Here is a 15893-nt window from a genome sequence, read left to right on the forward strand (position 1 = left end):
AGGGTGCAATTTTTTATGTTCGTCATCGCCGGAGGCGGTTGACGAAACCGGTGCAATCTAAAAAAGTGCAATCAAGGAATAGTATATCCAAACCTGTACCTGCACCGGAAATGAGCGTGTAGAATGGAGCAAATAATGGGGATCAAATCCTTCCTTCTGGCCACAACCGTCGTAACCGGCGTTGTCGCCGCAGCTTTCTCCGCCAGCGCGCAGGAGCGGGTGGTCAATATCTACAACTGGTCGGATTATATCGACGATTCCATCCTCAAGGATTTCACCAAGGAAACCGGCATCAAGGTTGTCTATGACGTCTATGATTCCAACGAAATCCTCGAAACCAAGCTTCTGGCTGGCGGCAGCGGCTACGATCTTGTCGTTCCGTCGGGCGAATTCCTGGGCCGTCAGATTCCTGCCGGCGTGTTCCTGAAGCTCGACAAGGACAAGCTGCCGAACCTCAAGAATATGTGGGACGAGATTTCGAGCCGCGCCGCAACTTACGATCCGGGCAACGAATACTCGGTCAATTATATGTGGGGCACGACTGGCATCGGTTATAACAAGGCCAAGATCAAGGAAGCGCTGGGCACCGATACCATCGATTCTTGGGATGTGCTGTTCGACCCGGAAAAGTCGGCAAAGCTTAAAGGCTGCGGCATCTATCTTCTGGATTCCGCCAGCGAAATGCTGCGCCCGGCTTTGAATTATCTGGGTCTCGATCCGAATTCGCCGTCGCCGGACGACTTGCAGAAGGCACAGGATCTCTATCTCAAGATCCGCCCGAATATCCGCAAATTCCACTCGTCGGAATATATCAATGCGCTGGCCAATGGCGATATCTGCATGGCCATCGGCTATTCAGGCGATATTTTCCAGGCGCGTGATCGTGCCGAAAAGGCCAATCAGGGCGTCGAGATCGGCTACTCGATCCCGAAGGAAGGCGCTTTGATGTGGTTCGACCAGATGGCAATCCCGGCTGATGCCAAGCATGTGCCGGAAGCGCTGGAATTCATAAACTACATCATGCGTCCGGAAGTGGCGGCCAAGGCTTCGGACTATGTGTTCTATGCCAACGGCAACAAGGCTTCGCAGGAGTTCATCAACAAGGATATTCTGGAAGATCCGGCGATCTACCCGACCGAAGACGTCATGAAAAAACTGTTCGTGCCGACGCCCTACGACACCAAGACCCAGCGCGTGGTCACCCGCGTCTGGACCAAGATTGTCACAGGCCAGTAATCATCGAACGCTAGAGCATTTCCAGCAAAAGTGCGTAGCGGTTTTGCGCAGGATAATGCGTAAAAACAAATAAATAGAGCGGTTCCACAATTCCGGTATTGGCCGGAACCGTTCTATGCCGGGCGTGGTCCCGTGCGATGACATTGTGAAGAGCGGCTCACTGTTGGACAGAGGGCCGCTCTACGTCTTGTAAATACTGCATAATCGTCGGGAGCCGTCTCGCTTTGAGGCAGGCTTTTGGCTCCGGGAAGATCGGATAGGGGAACGGTATGGAATCTTTTGGCAGCTTTCGCCGCAAATTTGCGCCTTGGAACGATCCTGCGGCCAAGCCCTATATTTCTTTCGAGAATGTGACGAAAATCTTCGGTGATTTCACCGCTGTCGATGATCTGTCGCTGAATGTTTTCAACCGCGAATTCTTTGCGCTGCTCGGTGCGTCGGGCTGTGGCAAGACCACGCTGATGCGTATGCTGGCAGGCTTCGAGGAGCCGACATCGGGCCGTATCACGCTGGACGGTCAGGATATGCGCGGCATCCCGCCCTATAAGCGCCCGGTCAACATGATGTTCCAGTCCTATGCTTTGTTCCCCCATATGACGGTGGAGAACAATATCGCCTTCGGTCTCAAACAGGACGGCATGGCGAAATCGGAAATCGATGCGCGCGTCGCCGAAATGCTCAAGCTCGTGAAACTGGAGCAATATGGCAAGCGCAAGCCGCACCAGCTGTCGGGTGGCCAGCGTCAGCGCGTGGCGCTCGCCCGCTCCGTCGCCAAGCGCCCCAAGGTGCTGCTGCTGGATGAGCCGCTTGGCGCGCTCGACAAGAAGCTGCGCGAAGAAACCCAGTTCGAACTGATGGATCTGCAGGTCAAGCTCGGCATGACCTTCATGGTCGTCACCCACGATCAGGAAGAAGCCATGACCATGTCGGACCGTATCGCGGTCATGGACAAGGGCCGCATCAAACAGGTGGCGACACCGGCGGAAGTCTATGAAGCGCCGCGCTCCAAATTCGTGGCCGACTTTATCGGCAATGTGAATATCATCGAAGGCGAAGTGGTGAAGGCCGCCAATGGCGAGGCGGAAATCGCCACCGAAAAATTCGGCTTCCATATCCAGACCGAAACGCGCGAACAGCTCAATCCCGGCCAGAAGGTCTGGTATGCGGTGCGCCCGGAAAAGACCCGCATTTCGCGCACCAAGCCTGAAGAAGCCTCAGTCAATGCGGTGGAAGGCGAGTTGTGGGATATCGCCTATTTCGGTGACATGACGGTTTTCCATGTGCGGCTCGACAATGGCCGCACCATCAAGGCCGCGAGCCTCAACGCCGTGCGCAAGACCGAAAATCCGCTGACCTATGACGAGCGCGTCTGGGTTTCCTTCGATACCGACGCCGGTCTGGTGCTCACAGCGTGAGGATTGCCCCATGCAGAAGCTGATCGCTTCCATCGCCAGCCGCCTCGTCATCGCGATACCCTATTTCTGGCTGCTGGTATTCTTTCTCGTCCCGTTCTTCATCGTCTTCAAGATTTCCCTGTCGGAAGTCGCGATGGCGATCCCGGCCTATATGCCGACCTTCGATCTGGCGCAGGGCTTTGCGGCCAATTGGGAGAAGATCAAGCAGCTTTCCTTCGCCAATTATCTCTGGCTGCTGGATGACCCGCTTTATTACAAGGCCTATCTGTCGAGCGTCCGTATTGCCGCCATTTCGACGGTCCTGACGCTGCTGGTGGCCTATCCGATGGCCTATGGCATTGCGCGCGCGCCGACGACTATCCGCCCGACGCTGCTGATGCTGGTGATCCTGCCGTTCTGGACCTCGTTCCTCATTCGCGTCTATGCGTGGATCGGTATTCTGAAGCCGGAAGGTTTGCTGAACCAGTTTCTGATGTGGCTGAATATCATCGATACGCCGCTCAATATTCTGAACACGGATACGGCGGTCTTTATCGGTATCGTCTATTCCTATCTGCCTTTCATGGTGCTGCCGATCTATTCGTCGCTTGAAAAGATGGATTATTCGCTGATCGAAGCGGCGCAGGATCTGGGCTGCACGCCGTTTGCCGCATTCTGGAAAATTACCTTTCCGCTGTCGCTGGCCGGTGTTCTGGCAGGCTGCTTCCTGGTCTTCATCCCGGCTGTCGGTGAGTTCGTGATCCCCGATCTTCTCGGCGGATCGCAGACATTGATGATCGGCAAGACGATCTGGAGCGAGTTCTTCTCCAACCGCGACTGGCCCGTATCGTCCGCTGTGGCGGTGGTGCTGCTTATCCTGCTGATCGTGCCGATTGTGATCTTCCAGCAGGTGCAGGCGCGCGCGCAGGAAAAGGGGAGATAAGCGATGAACAACAACTGGTCCCGTTTCAATATCGCATCGGTGGTTGTCGGCTTCGCCTTCCTCTATCTGCCCATCGTGCTGCTGGTTATCTATTCGTTCAATGAATCCCGGCTCGTGACAGTCTGGGCGGGGTTCTCGACCAAATGGTACGTTGAGCTGTTCCGCAATCAGGCGCTGATGGATGCAGCATGGGTGACGATCCGCGTCGCCTTCCTGTCGGCCACTCTTGCAACCGTGCTGGGTACGCTCGCGGCGCTGGCGCTGACGCGCTATACCCGTTTTCGCGGACGCATCCTGTTTTCCGGCATGGTCTATGCGCCGCTGGTCATGCCGGATGTGATCACCGGTCTGTCGCTTCTGCTGCTCTTCGTGGCGATGAATTTCGACCGCGGCTTCTGGACGGTCACGCTGGCGCATATCACATTTGCCATGTGTTTCGTGGCGGTCGTGGTGCAGTCGCGTCTGGTGAGTTTTGATCGCTCGCTGGAGGAAGCGGCGATGGATCTCGGCGCGCCGCCGGTCACGACCTTCATGAAGATCACACTGCCGGTGATCCTGCCTGCGGTGGTTTCCGGCTGGATGCTGGCCTTCACTCTGTCGCTCGACGATCTGGTGATCGCAAGCTTCACCTCGGGGCCGGGCGCAACCACGCTGCCGATGAAAATCTACAGCCAGGTCCGTCTTGGCGTGACGCCGGAAATCAATGCGGTCTGTACGATCCTGATCGCGCTGGTGACCACAGGCGTCATCATCGCATCCATCGTCAACAAGCGCCGCGAAGTGCAGCGCCGTCGCGATGAGCAGGCAGCATTCCGCATGGGGTAGACTCTGATTGGGGCTTTACTGCCCCAATCCGGTTGACGATGGTGAGATAAAGGGCCGATCCCACGAACCGCCAACGAAGAAATGCAGCGGCGGCTTGGCGGGCGTTGCATTTTCAGCTGGTGCGGGCGCGGGTTGGCCTTCCGTTCCGGCCTGCGGCTGCTGTTCCGGTGTTTCCGGCTGGCTGTTGGGGAAGATCACTTCGCCGCTCAGCGCGAGACTGCGATCCACGAAAGGCACGATGCCAGCGAGATTGAGCGTCCCGTCGGATGTATCGAGGCGTGCGCTTTCCAGCGATGCCACGCCTTCGGAAAGATTGGCCTTGAGGTCGAGCCGGTTGAAGGCCAGCGCGACATTGTCTTTCCGCTCCAGCGCGAAGAAGCGCTCGCTTTGCGCCTTGGTCAGAAAATCCTGAACGGCAAAGCCCTGCATCTGGCCGTTGTTCAGCTGCACGGAGACATTGCCCTGCGCGCCGGAAAGCAGGCTGGACCAGCGATTGACCGGCCCTTTCATGAACAGCGAAACATTGCCTTTGCCGCTGATAAACGGCTTGTCGAAACCAAGCGCGGTCAGGAACTGCGTGCTTTCAATGTCGCTGGCATTGAAACGCAGTTCCCCCGTAGCGCTCTTGAGATCGCGCACGATCTGCACATTGGTCTGCAAGGTGCCGTTGAAGGCTTTGGCGTCGCCAATGTCGAAAATCGCGCGGCCACCGCGTATCTGGATCGCCGCCGCAACGCCCGTCAGCGCTACGGGACCTGCCGTGGCGTTCTGGGCGGAAAGGCGCAGGTCGAATTCGGAACGGTCGAAAAAGCTGGTATTGATGGTGTCGACATCGCCGCGATCATTCGGCGCGCGCGCGGTGGTGTCCGGCAGGGGCACGAAAGCGGCAAACAGGCTGCGAAGATCCAGCTTGTCGAAGGCAAGCGTGCCGGTGACGGCGGGCTGTTCCTGTTCGAGGCCGATCTCGATCACGCCTTTGGCGGGACTGTCGCCTGCATTCATTTCCACATCGGCAAATTTCCAGCGCTTCGGCGTGGCGGTGATGGTGGAATCGAGTGAGAATGCGCCAACCTCCGAGCTGCCCGCGATGGGCGGCAGGCTGAGCCACCGCACTGCGCCGCTTAAAGAGGGCGTCTTGGCGCTCAGCTCCCCTTCGAAGAACCGGTCTTTCGAGATATTGGCCTTGCCCTGAAAGGTCAGGCTCAACGGATTGGCCGTGAGGCTCGCTGTTACGTCCGATGTGCCGCCCGCCAGAAGCGGCAGGGCCTGCGCCGCCGTGATGCTGAATTGCGAGGCTTCATTGCGCCATTTGCCGCTGCCGCGCAGCGTCGCTGCGCTCGACGTCTGGGGCCATTCGAGCGTCATATTCACATTGGTCAGCTGCTCGTCCTTGGCGGCGTCTCCGCCGTTTTCGGCACGCGGAAAGGAAATTGTTCCGTCCCGCACCACCACGCGGCCAAAAGGCTGCGACGCTTCTTCCGTCGCCTGCGTGTCGTTGTTCGCACCACGCTGCTGCAAGGCGCGCTGGGCGCGGATGGCCGTGCCAAGCCGACCGTTGGAACTGGCAATGGCGTCGAGCAAGGCAGGGAAGTTGGAAACCGGCCCGTCCAGATTGACATGCGGGCGCACGATCTGCGTTTCGGAGAAGGAAATATGCCCCATGATCGCATCGAGCGGCGACAATTCCACATCGATGCGGGCCGCGCTCATGAAGGGCTTCTGACCCTGTTCGGTCATCTTGCTCAAGGTGACGCCGTTCAGCGAGGCGCGCAGCACGGGGAAGACTTTCAGGCGCGGGGCTTCCCGTAGCTCGACGCTATAGCCGGTCCAGGCGCTGATTTCCTGCGCCACGCGCACGCGGATCGCATCGGTCGAGACGATGAAAGGCACCACGGCCAGCAAGGTTGCTGCAGCCGCGGCACACAGAATGACCAGCGCGATGACAAGGCGTGCGAATTTAGGCCAGCGCATCAACCATCCGATCCCTAATCCCTCTCATTCTCGTTTAAACGAGCAGCGCCACAAAGCAAAGCCGCCTTCGCAGATTCGGCCTGGAACCGCTCTATCTATTTGTTTTCGGGCACGAGCGCGGCATAAATTTGCCGACAACGCACTATGGTTAATCAATTGTGTGCTGAAATTTAACCCTGATTTTACAGTGGCTACGAATGTGTAAATTTGGAACGATGAAATTAAGGCCGCATTAACCGGCATGATGCGAGAAAGCGTTGAGAGCCTGTTACAAAAGTCGTCCTGTGCGGCTGCAAATGGCAATTTTCTGCATTCCGGTGCTCACGTACTAATAGTACGCTCCGCTCCGGTACTCGAAAATCACCATTTTCGCACACACATGCCGCTTTTTGATTCAGGCTCTAACACAACGGGTGATGATAGAGCCGCCGTTTCCGGCATCCTCTTGCAAGTTGCTTTTGTGTCTTTGTCTCTGAGATTCTCGTAGCGCCGGTTTTATCCGGCGCTTTTTTTTGGAAATCAGGATGGAACTGGTCAGTCAGCCAGAACCCGTGTCGGGGGAAAGAGAATTTCCACAACGGTGCCGCGACCGGGCGTCGAGTCGATTGCGAACTGGGCGCGATTGGCTTCGACCATCGCCTTGGTGAGCGGCAGGCCAAGGCCGGTGCCCTCATTGCGCCAGTCACGCGCCTGTTCGCTCTGCCGGCGCTGCGAAGCGTTGACCTGACGGAACGGCTTCAAGGCCTGCTCGACTTCCGACTTGGTCATGCCGATGCCGGTGTCGCGCACCCGCATGGCCACATCGCCATTCATTTCATAGCTGGTCGAGACGATGACCTGACCACCGGGCGCGGTAAACCGCACGGCATTGGACAGGAGATTGAGCGCCACCTGCTTGATCGAACGCGCATCCGCCACGATGTCCGGCAGATTGGACTGGAAGCTTGAGCGGATGATGATGCGCTCGCGATTGGCCTGCGGCTGCATCAGCGCAATGGCTTCCGCAATCGCATCGTTGAGCGATACCGCTTCGAACTGCATTTCCAGTGCACCGGCTTCGATCTTGGAAATATCCAGCAGGTCGTTGACGAGCGCCAGCACATGATTGCCCGAGCGGTTGATATCCCGCAGGTAATCGCGATAGCGATCATTGCCGATGGGGCCGAATTTCTCGTCGGCCATCAGTTCGGAAAAGCCGATAATGGCGTTGAGCGGCGTGCGGATTTCATGGCTGATGCGCGCCAGAAAATCGGTCTTCTGGTTGGAGGCGCGTTCGGCCTCCTTGCGCGCATTGGTCAGTTCTTCTTCCGTGCGCTTCCACTGCGTGATGTCACGCAGCACGGCGCAGAAACCACGCTTCTGCGGCAACTTGCCGATGGTCATGAAGAGCGGGATGAAACCGCCCTTGGCTTCACGACCGATCACTTCGCGTCCATCATTGAGCACGCTCAACACACCGTTGCCGGATAGTCCGCTCAAGTAATCCATCGCAGCGCGCTGGCTTTCAATGGCGAACAGCATGGAGAAGAACTTGCCTTCCGTCTCTTCGCGGTCATAGCCGAACAGGGCGGATGCGGAATGGTTCATCGAGCGGATGCGCCCTTCCGGGTCGATCAGCACCACGCCGTCGGTCGCTGTGTCGAGGATGGTTTTCAGCTCATCCACATGGGCTTCAAGCGCCTGCTTGTCCTCGTCATCGGTGACGGATTGCGGCACAGCTGTTTCAACAGGCGCTTGCGCGGCTGGCGTTTCGGCAACCGGCATGAGGCTCAGCAACAAGGCGCGACCGCCTTGCCATGCAATCGCATTGAGATGCGCATCGACCGGCTGTTCGCTGCCATCGGCACGGCGCAGCACCATGCCCTGACGCGGCGCATGGTCGTCGCTTTCACTGTTGAACAGCGCTTCCACGCCGCCGGCATCGCGAATGTCTTCCATGGCGTCATAGCCGGTGAGGTCGAGCAGCGCCTGATTGACATAATGCACTTTGTCGCCGGAATGAATGATCACCGGAACCGGCAGGTTTGCGAGCAGGGCTGTCTCGTCGATGGCAGCCGGTGCGTGAACGGCGTCCTCGGCCTGCGGCTCTTCGACGTGTGCTATCGGGATATCTGCAACGGTTGCAACCGGCGTCGTTTCAGCGGTCACGTCTTCCAGCGCGATGACAGGCGTCTCGCTCTGCGCGCTGGAAAGACCCTGCTTGCGCAGGCGGTCGGCGATTTCGCGAAATGCATTGCGCTCGGTCTTTGTCAGCCCGCCTTCGGGGCGCTGTTCGCGCTCCCTGACTTTCAGGAGTTTCGCCTGATCGGCAGCGACTTTCTCCTGGGCGGCAGCATTCAGAAGGCTGATCACCTTGTCTGAATCGCGGCGTCCGGCTGTCGGCGCGATATTGAGCGGCGGCTTCGGCAGAATATCGCCGGGATGGTCGTCATTGGCGATTTCTTCCGTCAGCGCCAGCACATCGTCGTCCGAAGCATCGGCGCTGGCGGCTTCCTGAACTTCCGGCTTACGCTTTTGCGGAATGCCGCCCGCCAGAGCGAGACCGATTTCTTCCGGGTCTTCCACCGCTTCGTCAGGGCGCACCAGACCAAAACCGCGGAAACCGATGAACACGCGGTCGCGGGAATAGACCGGCAGAGCGGCCAGTTCCACCGGCACGCGCAGATTGGTGCCTTCGACCGGCCACATCAGACGCTTGCCTGACCACGTATCGCGCTTGCCAAGCAGCGAGGCAATGCTGCCATCGTGATCGAAGCCGAATACATTGGCGACATCGCTGAAACGGCGTCCGGTCACATCGGCCGCGTTGGGGCCGACTGTGATGCCGAACTCCGGCGAAATCTCGCTGAACACGCCGTCAGCGCTGGTTTTCCAGATGAAGCGGGCGGGCGGTGCATCGCGGTCGAACTGGAAGCCCTGCGGCTTTGGCGTTTCAGCCACTGGCGCAGCGACCGGCGTGTCCTCAACAGTCGGTTCCTGTTCAGGGAGCATTTCTTCAAGGATTTCTTCCGCGCCTTCAGGCGGCTGGGCAGTTGGTTCCGTAGCTGTCTGTGCCGGGGCTTCCGCAACGATGCACAAAAGATGCAGAGCGGGTGCGTCGATCAGCCGGGCGATAGCGCCCGGAACCGACTGGCGACCTGCGCGGATGCGGCGCTTGACGGTACGGTCCGGCGCGTCGGCGGCTTCGACGACCAGATCTTCCAGCGTTGCGGCGGAAATATCGAGCGCGGCGAAGCGCGGGCTTGCGGCGATGACCTTGCAGTCAGCATCAATCAGCGCGACATGGGTATCGTCATCGCTCAGACCGGCAATGATATCTTCCGCGTCGCTCGATGCGCCGCTGGTGGTGATCGCCAGACCGGCCACGCCGTCGGGCAAGACAATATGGGAAATCCATAGACGTGTCAGTTCTGAACGCAGGCCACCGCCAAGACGCACGGACACAGCGCGGGGTTCTGCGCTGTTATCGTCACTGGCGGCTGCGATTTGACGGCGTGCGGCGACAGGCAGATCGATTGCGCTGCCGATCATATCCTCGATACGGTCGAAGCCGAACAGCCGGGCTCCAGCGCCGTTCACCCAAAGCACAGCCGACAGGTCGCGCGTCAGCACGATCTGCGCATCGCCTTTGGCAAAGCCTTCGCGGATAGCATCCAGCGCGGCAATATCGATGAATGGGTATGATCCAGACATACCGGTCCTTATCTGTTCTTTCGACCGCCCGTCGTAGCCATTAACCGCCTGTTAATAAGCTCACTGAGGCCGCGGGTCCATATTTCCATACGGTATGAGCCCGATTTTCTGTTTCATTAGTTAATGCCGGAATGGCAATTTTACAGGTTGCGGCCAATATTTCGGTTGTTCACAGCCCGCCCGCCGCAATGGTTACCAGTCTGTCTAGATTATCGGTGGAATTCGACATTGAATCCGACAATTGGGTATTTCTGAAAAAAGAGCGCTATAATCGCTTGCAATATGGATCGATTCTCCGTATGTGACCCCCTGTCGGCGGCGTTAAGGCGCTCACACCGGCAAAGGTACGCGGTCGTAGCTCAGTTGGTTAGAGCGCAGGATTGTGGCTCCTGAGGTCGTTGGTTCAACTCCAACCGACCGTACCATTTCTCTCTCAGGCCATTTCACTAACACATTGAGTTTACTGCGGGATTGGGCAATCTCGCTGTGAAACCGTTGTCGCTTGCGGCCAATTTGGCTACATTCGCGGCCAGAAACGCGCGCACTTCAAGGATATAGCCATGATTGGATGCATGCCGCCGCTTATTCTGCTGATTTTAGGGGCTGGCATTGGCGCATTGATCGGCGGAAGCTCCGACGCTGTTTACGGCGGCCTTATTGGTCTGGCCATCGGGCTTGTGGTGATGGTTGTACTCATCTGGATATTGATGAAGGCCCGCAACCGGTAGGCTGAAAGTGCGTAACGCTCTTATGCGTATACACTATTGGTATTCAGGGTTTGATGCGCCAGTTTCAGTTAAGCTTTTCTGGGAAATCAGAAATAGCGACCTCTCTCTGGTCGTTTTATTCTGACAACTTAAAATATAATTATGCGTGATCTTTGTATAGGAGAGACGCATGTGGCGTATCGTTTTATCAATATTCTTAATGTTTTTACATTTTTCTTTGGCATTCGCCGCGGATAAGCCAGCGGATTTGCAATATACCAATATAGACAAAAGTTTCACATTTCTTGGCGGCGTTGGATATACTTGGGTCAAAGCGGACGAAATCGTCTATAGCGGTGGAAATCGCATCAGCCATCTGTTCTGGCAATCGCAGATGCCTGTGCTGACCGGTGCTTTCAGGGCCGAACCGATAAATAATATAACCATGTTTGGCCGGGCGAAAGTCGGACTGGGCGGCAGTCACCAGATGGCAGACTATGACTGGTTGTACCCCCATTTAAAAAGCTATGATTTTGACGACTGGACAGATCTCTCGATTAGCAACGAGACCGATCTGGATCGTTACATCAATGTGGATATCGCTGTCGGGCATGATTTCGATATCAATCAATACGACGTTTTCAATCTGCACGGCGGCTTCAAATATACCAATGTGAAATGGACCAGCAGCAACTCCCGCTATGTCTATAGCAGAGACGGTTTTCGCGATAAAACGGGCGTCCTCTCTGGAAAGGGGATCAGCTACGAGCAGAGCTTGCCAGCGCTGTTCGTGGGCGGCGAATGGCGTTCGACATTCGAAAAATGGTCTTTCTCGCTGCTGGGACGCGTAGGGGCAACTGTCGCTGCCAAGGACATCGACGATCATTGGCGTGGGAATAAGCGGTTTACTGATACGTTCGGAAGCCAGCCGTTTCTGGATACCGAGGCCGAAGTTTCTTATGCCTTTACCGAGCGCGCGCAGGTTTATTTTTCCGCGGCATATGAAAAATATTTCCGTATGAGGGGAGACACGACGATGGAAAACAGAGCAACGGGGGAGGTTAAGAGCTTCCCCGATGATGCGGGCGCTGGCTTGCAGTCGTTCACGCTTGGCGGCGGTGTGAAAGTCAGTTTCTAGGATCGGAAACAACATTGGCCAGAGCTTGGCTCTGGCCAATGTTTTTAAATGCTGGAGGTTAAAGCGTGCGGCGCTTACCGGCCTGCGAGAATGCCAGCAATGACGCCGGTTGCGGTGGCGACCAGCAGGAACTGGTTGTCAACCTTCACCCAGCGCTGGCCTGGACCCGGACGGCGCAGACCATATCGCTTGTAGTCGCGCACTTCCGGTTGACGGCGCCAATCATTGTAGCGCTGGCCCTTCGACCAATGCTGACGGCCATGATCGCGATGATCGTTGCGACCGAAATCCTTGCCATGCGGCGGGCGTGGCTTCTGGTCCATGCGGTGCGGACCCGGCTTGCGCTGATAATCCTGCGCCTGGGCGGCCAGCGGTGCGCCGACGAAGGAAAGGGCTACGGCTGCGAGAATAATTTTTTTGAACATCACGTTCTCCTTTGCTGTTGGGTGGACACTATTGGGAGACGAATGAACGGAAGATGAATGGGCAGTGTTCCGAAACATTAAATAAAATCAATGTGATATTAATACTTTGTTAACCATGGCTTTATGTGTGGCCAACCCGCACGATCTGGACTCTGGCCACTTGACCGTTCGGAAATCAGAACGTAATAGTATTACGACGGTTCCCCGACCGAGAGTGAAGGGGATTAATAGGGAACACGGTGAGGACGACCCGAAAAGGGACCAAGACCGTGGCTGCCCCCGCAACTGTAAGCGGATTGCTGTCCATCCTCGTGACGCCGACGGGCGTCATGCCACTGTGTTCGAACCGGCGAAAGCTGAAAGACACGGGAAGGCAGATGGAAGCGACCATCCGCAAGCCAGGAGACCTGCCGTCATAGGGCCTTGGGCCCATCATTATCCATTGTCACGGGCGGGGATGCCCGGAGCAGGAGCAGGTTATGACAGCACATCGCGCTGCAAGGCGCTATCTTTCATCGTCATCCATATCCCCGGATATCTCCGTTTGCTCACGGTGTTTTATCGCCGTCGCTTGCTGACGTGGCCATTCTCTCACCATTTCGGGGTTTCTCATGACATTGCACGGCAAAATGTCGTTTCGCACAGCTTTATGCGCTCTTTCTCTTTTCGCAGGCGCGCCAGCACTGCAGGCGGCGGAAACGCAATATCCGCTGACGCTGAAGAACTGCGGACGCGACGTTACATTCAAACAGGCCCCGACGCGCGCGGTGGCTGTCGGTCAAAGCAGCACGGAAATTCTGTACAGCCTTGGTCTGGGCGACGAGGTCGTCGGCACGGCGGTGTGGTTCGGTCCAGTGCTCAAGGGCTTTGAAGAGGTCAACGCCAAGGTCAAGCGGCTGGCCGATAACGATCCGAGCTTCGAAAGCGTTCTTGCGCAGAAGCCCGATCTCGTCACTGCGGATTTTCAGTGGCATGTCGGGCCGAACGGCATCGTCGCAAAGCCCGAACAGTTCGAGGAACTGGGTATTCCGGCCTATACGTCTCCAACGGATTGCGTTGGCAAGGATAATTCCGGCGGAGGCGACGGCGTGCGTACGGCGGCCTTCACGATGGATGTCGTCTATCAGGAAATCGGCGAGCTGGCCGCGATCTTCAACGTGCAGGATCGCGGTGAAAAGCTGATTGCTGAGCTGAAAGGACGCGAAGAAGCGGCCCGCAGCAAAATTGCCGCCAGCGGGGCCAAGCTTTCCGCTGCGGTCTGGTTCTCCAGCACGCAGATCGATGCCGATCCCTATATCGCCGGGAAGTTCGGCGCTCCGGCCTATATCCTGTCGGCGCTTGGCATCAGGAATGTGATCGATAGCGAAGAAGAATGGCCGACTGTCGGCTGGGAGACGATTGCCAAGTCCAACCCGTCGATGATCGTGGCGGCGAAGCTCGATCGTCGCCGCTATCCGGCGGACGATATCGCAGTGAAGCGCAAGTTCCTCGAAAGTGATCCGGTAACGAGCCTGATGCCTGCCGTCAAAGACGGTCATGTCTTTGACATGGATGCGCAGTCGATGAGCACGTCGCTGCGGGTGATTGAGGGCATCGAAACGCTGGCAGCGGCCATCGCTGCTTCGGACCTCAACAAATGACGGCATTGGTGGCCATAGGAAGGCTTCCTTTCAGCAATAAAGTGAGCGCCGGGCTTCTGGCGCTCATCCTGCTGCTTGCCGCCTTGTGGCTGGGCGCGGCGATTGGTGAAACCGCCATACCGCTCGATGTGGTGGCGAAGACCGTCGCCAACCGGCTGTGGCAAGCGGGCTATGTGCTCGATCCCATCGATGAAGGGATTGTGTGGAGCTATCGTCTCAGCCGTGCCGTGGTGGCGGCGTGCTGCGGTGCTGCACTGGCGCTGTCCGGCGTTGTGCTGCAATCGCTGCTGCGTAATTCGCTCGCCGATCCGTATATTCTGGGCATTTCCGCCGGGGCTTCGACCGGGGCGGTCAGCGTCGCCATTCTTGGCATCGGCGCTGGCGTTCTTACGCTTTCGCTCGGCGCGTTCATCGGGGCGATTTTCGCCTTTGTGCTGGTGTCGCTACTGGCGCTGAAGGCCGGGCGGGGCAACAGCGCCATCATTCTGGCGGGTATTGCCGGTTCGCAGCTTTTCAACGCTCTGACTTCGTTCATCGTGACCAAGGCCGCCAATGCCGAGCAGGCGCGTGGCATCATGTTCTGGCTGCTCGGCAATCTCTCCGGCGTGCGCTGGCCCGATGTGACGCTGGCGCTGCCCGCCTGCCTGATCGGGCTGGTGGTCTGCCTGTGGCATGCGCGTGCGCTCGATGCCTTCACATTCGGCGCGGAATCCGCCGCTTCGCTCGGCATTCCGGTGCGGCGCGTCTATGCCGTGCTGATTGGCGCAAGCGCCATGATGACGGCGGTGATGGTCTCCATCGTCGGATCCATTGGCTTTATCGGCCTTGTCATTCCCCATGCGGCGCGGATGGTGGTTGGCGTGCGGCATGGCGTTTTGCTGCCGACATCAGCCCTGATCGGCGCGATCTTCATGATCGCGGCCGATATCGTGTCGCGCATCATCGTGCCGGGGCAGGTGCTGCCCATCGGGGTTGTCACGGCGCTGGTCGGTGCTCCGGCCTTTGCGCTGCTGCTTGGGCAGAGGAGGGCGCGGGCATGAGGCTCTCGGCACAGAATCTTTCATGGTCGGCAGGCAGTGCCGAAATCCTGCGCTGCGTCTCGCTCGATGTTGTGGAAGGCGAGTTTCTGGGCATTATCGGGCCGAATGGTTCCGGCAAGACCACGCTTCTCTCGCTGCTTTCCGGTCTGAAACGTCCGCGCGGTGGCGTGGTTCATCTCGGAGAAGCGCCGATTGAACGTTTCAACCGCCGCGAGATTGCGCGCTTGCTGGCGCTGGTTGAACAGCAGGCGGAAACGACGGACCGCATTACGGCCCGGCAGGCGGTGGAGCTTGGGCGCACGCCTTATCTCGGTCCGCTTTCGCCATGGTCTGGGGAAGATGACGCCATCGTCGATCAGGCGCTGGCGCATGTGGATATGACGCATCTCGCCAAACGTAATTGGCACACGCTATCGGGCGGTGAACGCCAGCGCCTGCATATTGCCCGCGCTCTGGCGCAGCAGCCGCGCATTCTGTTGCTGGATGAGCCGACCAATCATCTCGATATCGGCCATCAGATCGGGCTTCTCGATCTTGTCCGGCGTCAAAGTCGGACTATGGGCTTGACTGTGGTGGCCGCGCTGCACGATCTCAACCACGCGGCCATGTTCTGCGACCGTATTGCGGTGATGGATAGGGGGCGGCTGGCGGCGCTGGGCGCGCCGCGAGAGGTTTTAACGGCAGCGCGTATCCGTTCGATTTTCGGCGTTGATGTGGAGGTCCAGCATATGGGCGCCAGCGGCTGTCATATCCGCTATTGCGCACCGGGGCATGGGCATGAAGCGCCGGTGCTGCAATTGCGGGCGGGTTAGAGCATTTCCAGCAAAAGTGCGAAGCGGTTTTGCGTCCGGAAATGCGTAAAAACAAAGACTTAGAGCGGT

12 protein-coding genes, 1 tRNA gene and 1 riboswitch are annotated in these 15893 nt (G+C 57.9%); of the genes, 10 read left to right on the forward strand and 3 right to left on the reverse strand.

Annotated elements, in window-relative coordinates; genetic code table 11:
* Positions 1–135 precede the first annotated feature (135 nt).
* The 4 genes from JAU75_RS10040 to JAU75_RS10055 all read left to right on the forward strand — a co-directional run bounded on the left by JAU75_RS10040 (position 136) and on the right by JAU75_RS10055 (position 4398).
* Entirely contained in the window at positions 136–1236 is a 1101-nt protein-coding gene (locus JAU75_RS10040; protein ID WP_199056388.1) for a polyamine ABC transporter substrate-binding protein, read from the forward strand.
* A gap of 269 nt (positions 1237–1505) precedes the next feature.
* Entirely contained in the window at positions 1506–2651 is a 1146-nt protein-coding gene (locus JAU75_RS10045; protein WP_199056389.1) for an ABC transporter ATP-binding protein, read from the forward strand.
* Between the two features lie 10 nt (positions 2652–2661).
* Positions 2662–3573 (forward strand): ABC transporter permease subunit, encoded by a 912-nt coding sequence (locus JAU75_RS10050; protein WP_199056390.1) that lies wholly within the window; start codon positions 2662–2664, stop codon positions 3571–3573.
* Between the two features lie 3 nt (positions 3574–3576).
* Entirely contained in the window at positions 3577–4398 is an 822-nt protein-coding gene (locus JAU75_RS10055) for an ABC transporter permease subunit (protein WP_199056391.1), read from the forward strand.
* Positions 4399–4413: 15 nt separating this feature from the next.
* On the opposite strand, the gene JAU75_RS10060 is transcribed toward JAU75_RS10055, so the two are convergent.
* Together JAU75_RS10060 and pdhS are read right to left on the reverse strand one after the other, a co-directional pair.
* Positions 4414–6369 carry an AsmA-like C-terminal region-containing protein gene (locus JAU75_RS10060; RefSeq protein WP_199056392.1) on the reverse strand — a complete coding sequence of 652 codons (1956 nt, stop codon included), beginning with the start codon at positions 6367–6369 and terminating at the stop codon, positions 4414–4416.
* Between the two features lie 534 nt (positions 6370–6903).
* A complete protein-coding gene (gene pdhS, locus JAU75_RS10065; RefSeq protein WP_199056393.1) occupies positions 6904–10062 on the reverse strand; it encodes a cell-division control histidine kinase PdhS in 3159 nt (1052 codons plus the stop codon).
* 348 nt (positions 10063–10410) lie between these two features.
* On the opposite strand from pdhS, the gene JAU75_RS10070 reads away from it, so the two are divergent.
* From JAU75_RS10070 to JAU75_RS10080, 3 genes are all read left to right on the forward strand, one after another.
* A tRNA-His gene (locus JAU75_RS10070) sits at positions 10411–10487 on the forward strand.
* 135 nt (positions 10488–10622) lie between these two features.
* Positions 10623–10790, forward strand: coding sequence for a hypothetical protein (locus JAU75_RS10075; protein ID WP_199056394.1), 168 nt, complete (start codon positions 10623–10625; stop codon positions 10788–10790).
* A 169-nt stretch (positions 10791–10959) separates the two neighbouring features.
* Positions 10960–11907 (forward strand): omptin family outer membrane protease, encoded by a 948-nt coding sequence (locus JAU75_RS10080; protein WP_247880448.1) that lies wholly within the window; start codon positions 10960–10962, stop codon positions 11905–11907.
* A 74-nt stretch (positions 11908–11981) separates the two neighbouring features.
* Here the strand turns inward: JAU75_RS10080 and JAU75_RS10085 are convergent, their stop codons facing one another.
* Positions 11982–12332 carry an RcnB family protein gene (locus tag JAU75_RS10085; protein WP_199056395.1) on the reverse strand — a complete coding sequence of 117 codons (351 nt, stop codon included), beginning with the start codon at positions 12330–12332 and terminating at the stop codon, positions 11982–11984.
* A 180-nt stretch (positions 12333–12512) separates the two neighbouring features.
* Positions 12513–12762: riboswitch (cobalamin riboswitch) on the forward strand.
* Between the two features lie 199 nt (positions 12763–12961).
* Here JAU75_RS10085 and JAU75_RS10090 point away from each other — a divergent pair.
* Genes JAU75_RS10090 through JAU75_RS10100 form a run of 3 tightly spaced genes read left to right on the forward strand, consistent with a single transcriptional unit; the run spans position 12962 to position 15824 of the window.
* The gene (locus tag JAU75_RS10090) at positions 12962–13972 is read left to right on the forward strand and encodes an ABC transporter substrate-binding protein (RefSeq protein ID WP_371836154.1); all 1011 of its coding nucleotides are present in this window, start codon (positions 12962–12964) and stop codon (positions 13970–13972) included.
* Positions 13969–15012, forward strand: coding sequence for an iron ABC transporter permease (locus JAU75_RS10095; RefSeq protein ID WP_199056397.1), 1044 nt, complete (start codon positions 13969–13971; stop codon positions 15010–15012). Before JAU75_RS10090 ends, JAU75_RS10095 begins: the two co-directional genes overlap by 4 nt.
* The gene (locus tag JAU75_RS10100; RefSeq protein ID WP_199056398.1) at positions 15009–15824 is read left to right on the forward strand and encodes an ABC transporter ATP-binding protein; all 816 of its coding nucleotides are present in this window, start codon (positions 15009–15011) and stop codon (positions 15822–15824) included. The genes JAU75_RS10095 and JAU75_RS10100 overlap by 4 nt, the downstream gene beginning before the upstream one ends.
* Positions 15825–15893: the final 69 nt, after the last annotated feature.

The organism is Ochrobactrum sp. Q0168 (genome assembly GCF_016427605.1).
In the GTDB taxonomy this organism is placed as follows: Bacteria; Pseudomonadota; Alphaproteobacteria; order Rhizobiales; family Rhizobiaceae; genus Brucella.

Excerpts from the sequence above, each read along its gene's own strand:
- JAU75_RS10085 (WP_199056395.1), bottom strand. The coding sequence starts at position 12,332 with ATGTTCAAAAAAATTATTCTCGCAGCCGTAGCCCTTTCCTTCGTCGGC.
- JAU75_RS10045 (WP_199056389.1), top strand. The coding sequence starts at position 1,506 with ATGGAATCTTTTGGCAGCTTTCGCCGCAAATTTGCGCCTTGGAACGAT.
- pdhS (WP_199056393.1), bottom strand. The coding sequence starts at position 10,062 with ATGTCTGGATCATACCCATTCATCGATATTGCCGCGCTGGATGCTATC.
- JAU75_RS10055 (WP_199056391.1), top strand. The coding sequence starts at position 3,577 with ATGAACAACAACTGGTCCCGTTTCAATATCGCATCGGTGGTTGTCGGC.
- JAU75_RS10075 (WP_199056394.1), top strand. The coding sequence starts at position 10,623 with ATGATTGGATGCATGCCGCCGCTTATTCTGCTGATTTTAGGGGCTGGC.
- JAU75_RS10095 (WP_199056397.1), top strand. The coding sequence starts at position 13,969 with ATGACGGCATTGGTGGCCATAGGAAGGCTTCCTTTCAGCAATAAAGTG.
- JAU75_RS10100 (WP_199056398.1), top strand. The coding sequence starts at position 15,009 with ATGAGGCTCTCGGCACAGAATCTTTCATGGTCGGCAGGCAGTGCCGAA.
- JAU75_RS10040 (WP_199056388.1), top strand. The coding sequence starts at position 136 with ATGGGGATCAAATCCTTCCTTCTGGCCACAACCGTCGTAACCGGCGTT.
- JAU75_RS10060 (WP_199056392.1), bottom strand. The coding sequence starts at position 6,369 with ATGCGCTGGCCTAAATTCGCACGCCTTGTCATCGCGCTGGTCATTCTG.
- JAU75_RS10080 (WP_247880448.1), top strand. The coding sequence starts at position 10,960 with ATGTGGCGTATCGTTTTATCAATATTCTTAATGTTTTTACATTTTTCT.
- JAU75_RS10050 (WP_199056390.1), top strand. The coding sequence starts at position 2,662 with ATGCAGAAGCTGATCGCTTCCATCGCCAGCCGCCTCGTCATCGCGATA.
- JAU75_RS10090 (WP_371836154.1), top strand. The coding sequence starts at position 12,962 with ATGTCGTTTCGCACAGCTTTATGCGCTCTTTCTCTTTTCGCAGGCGCG.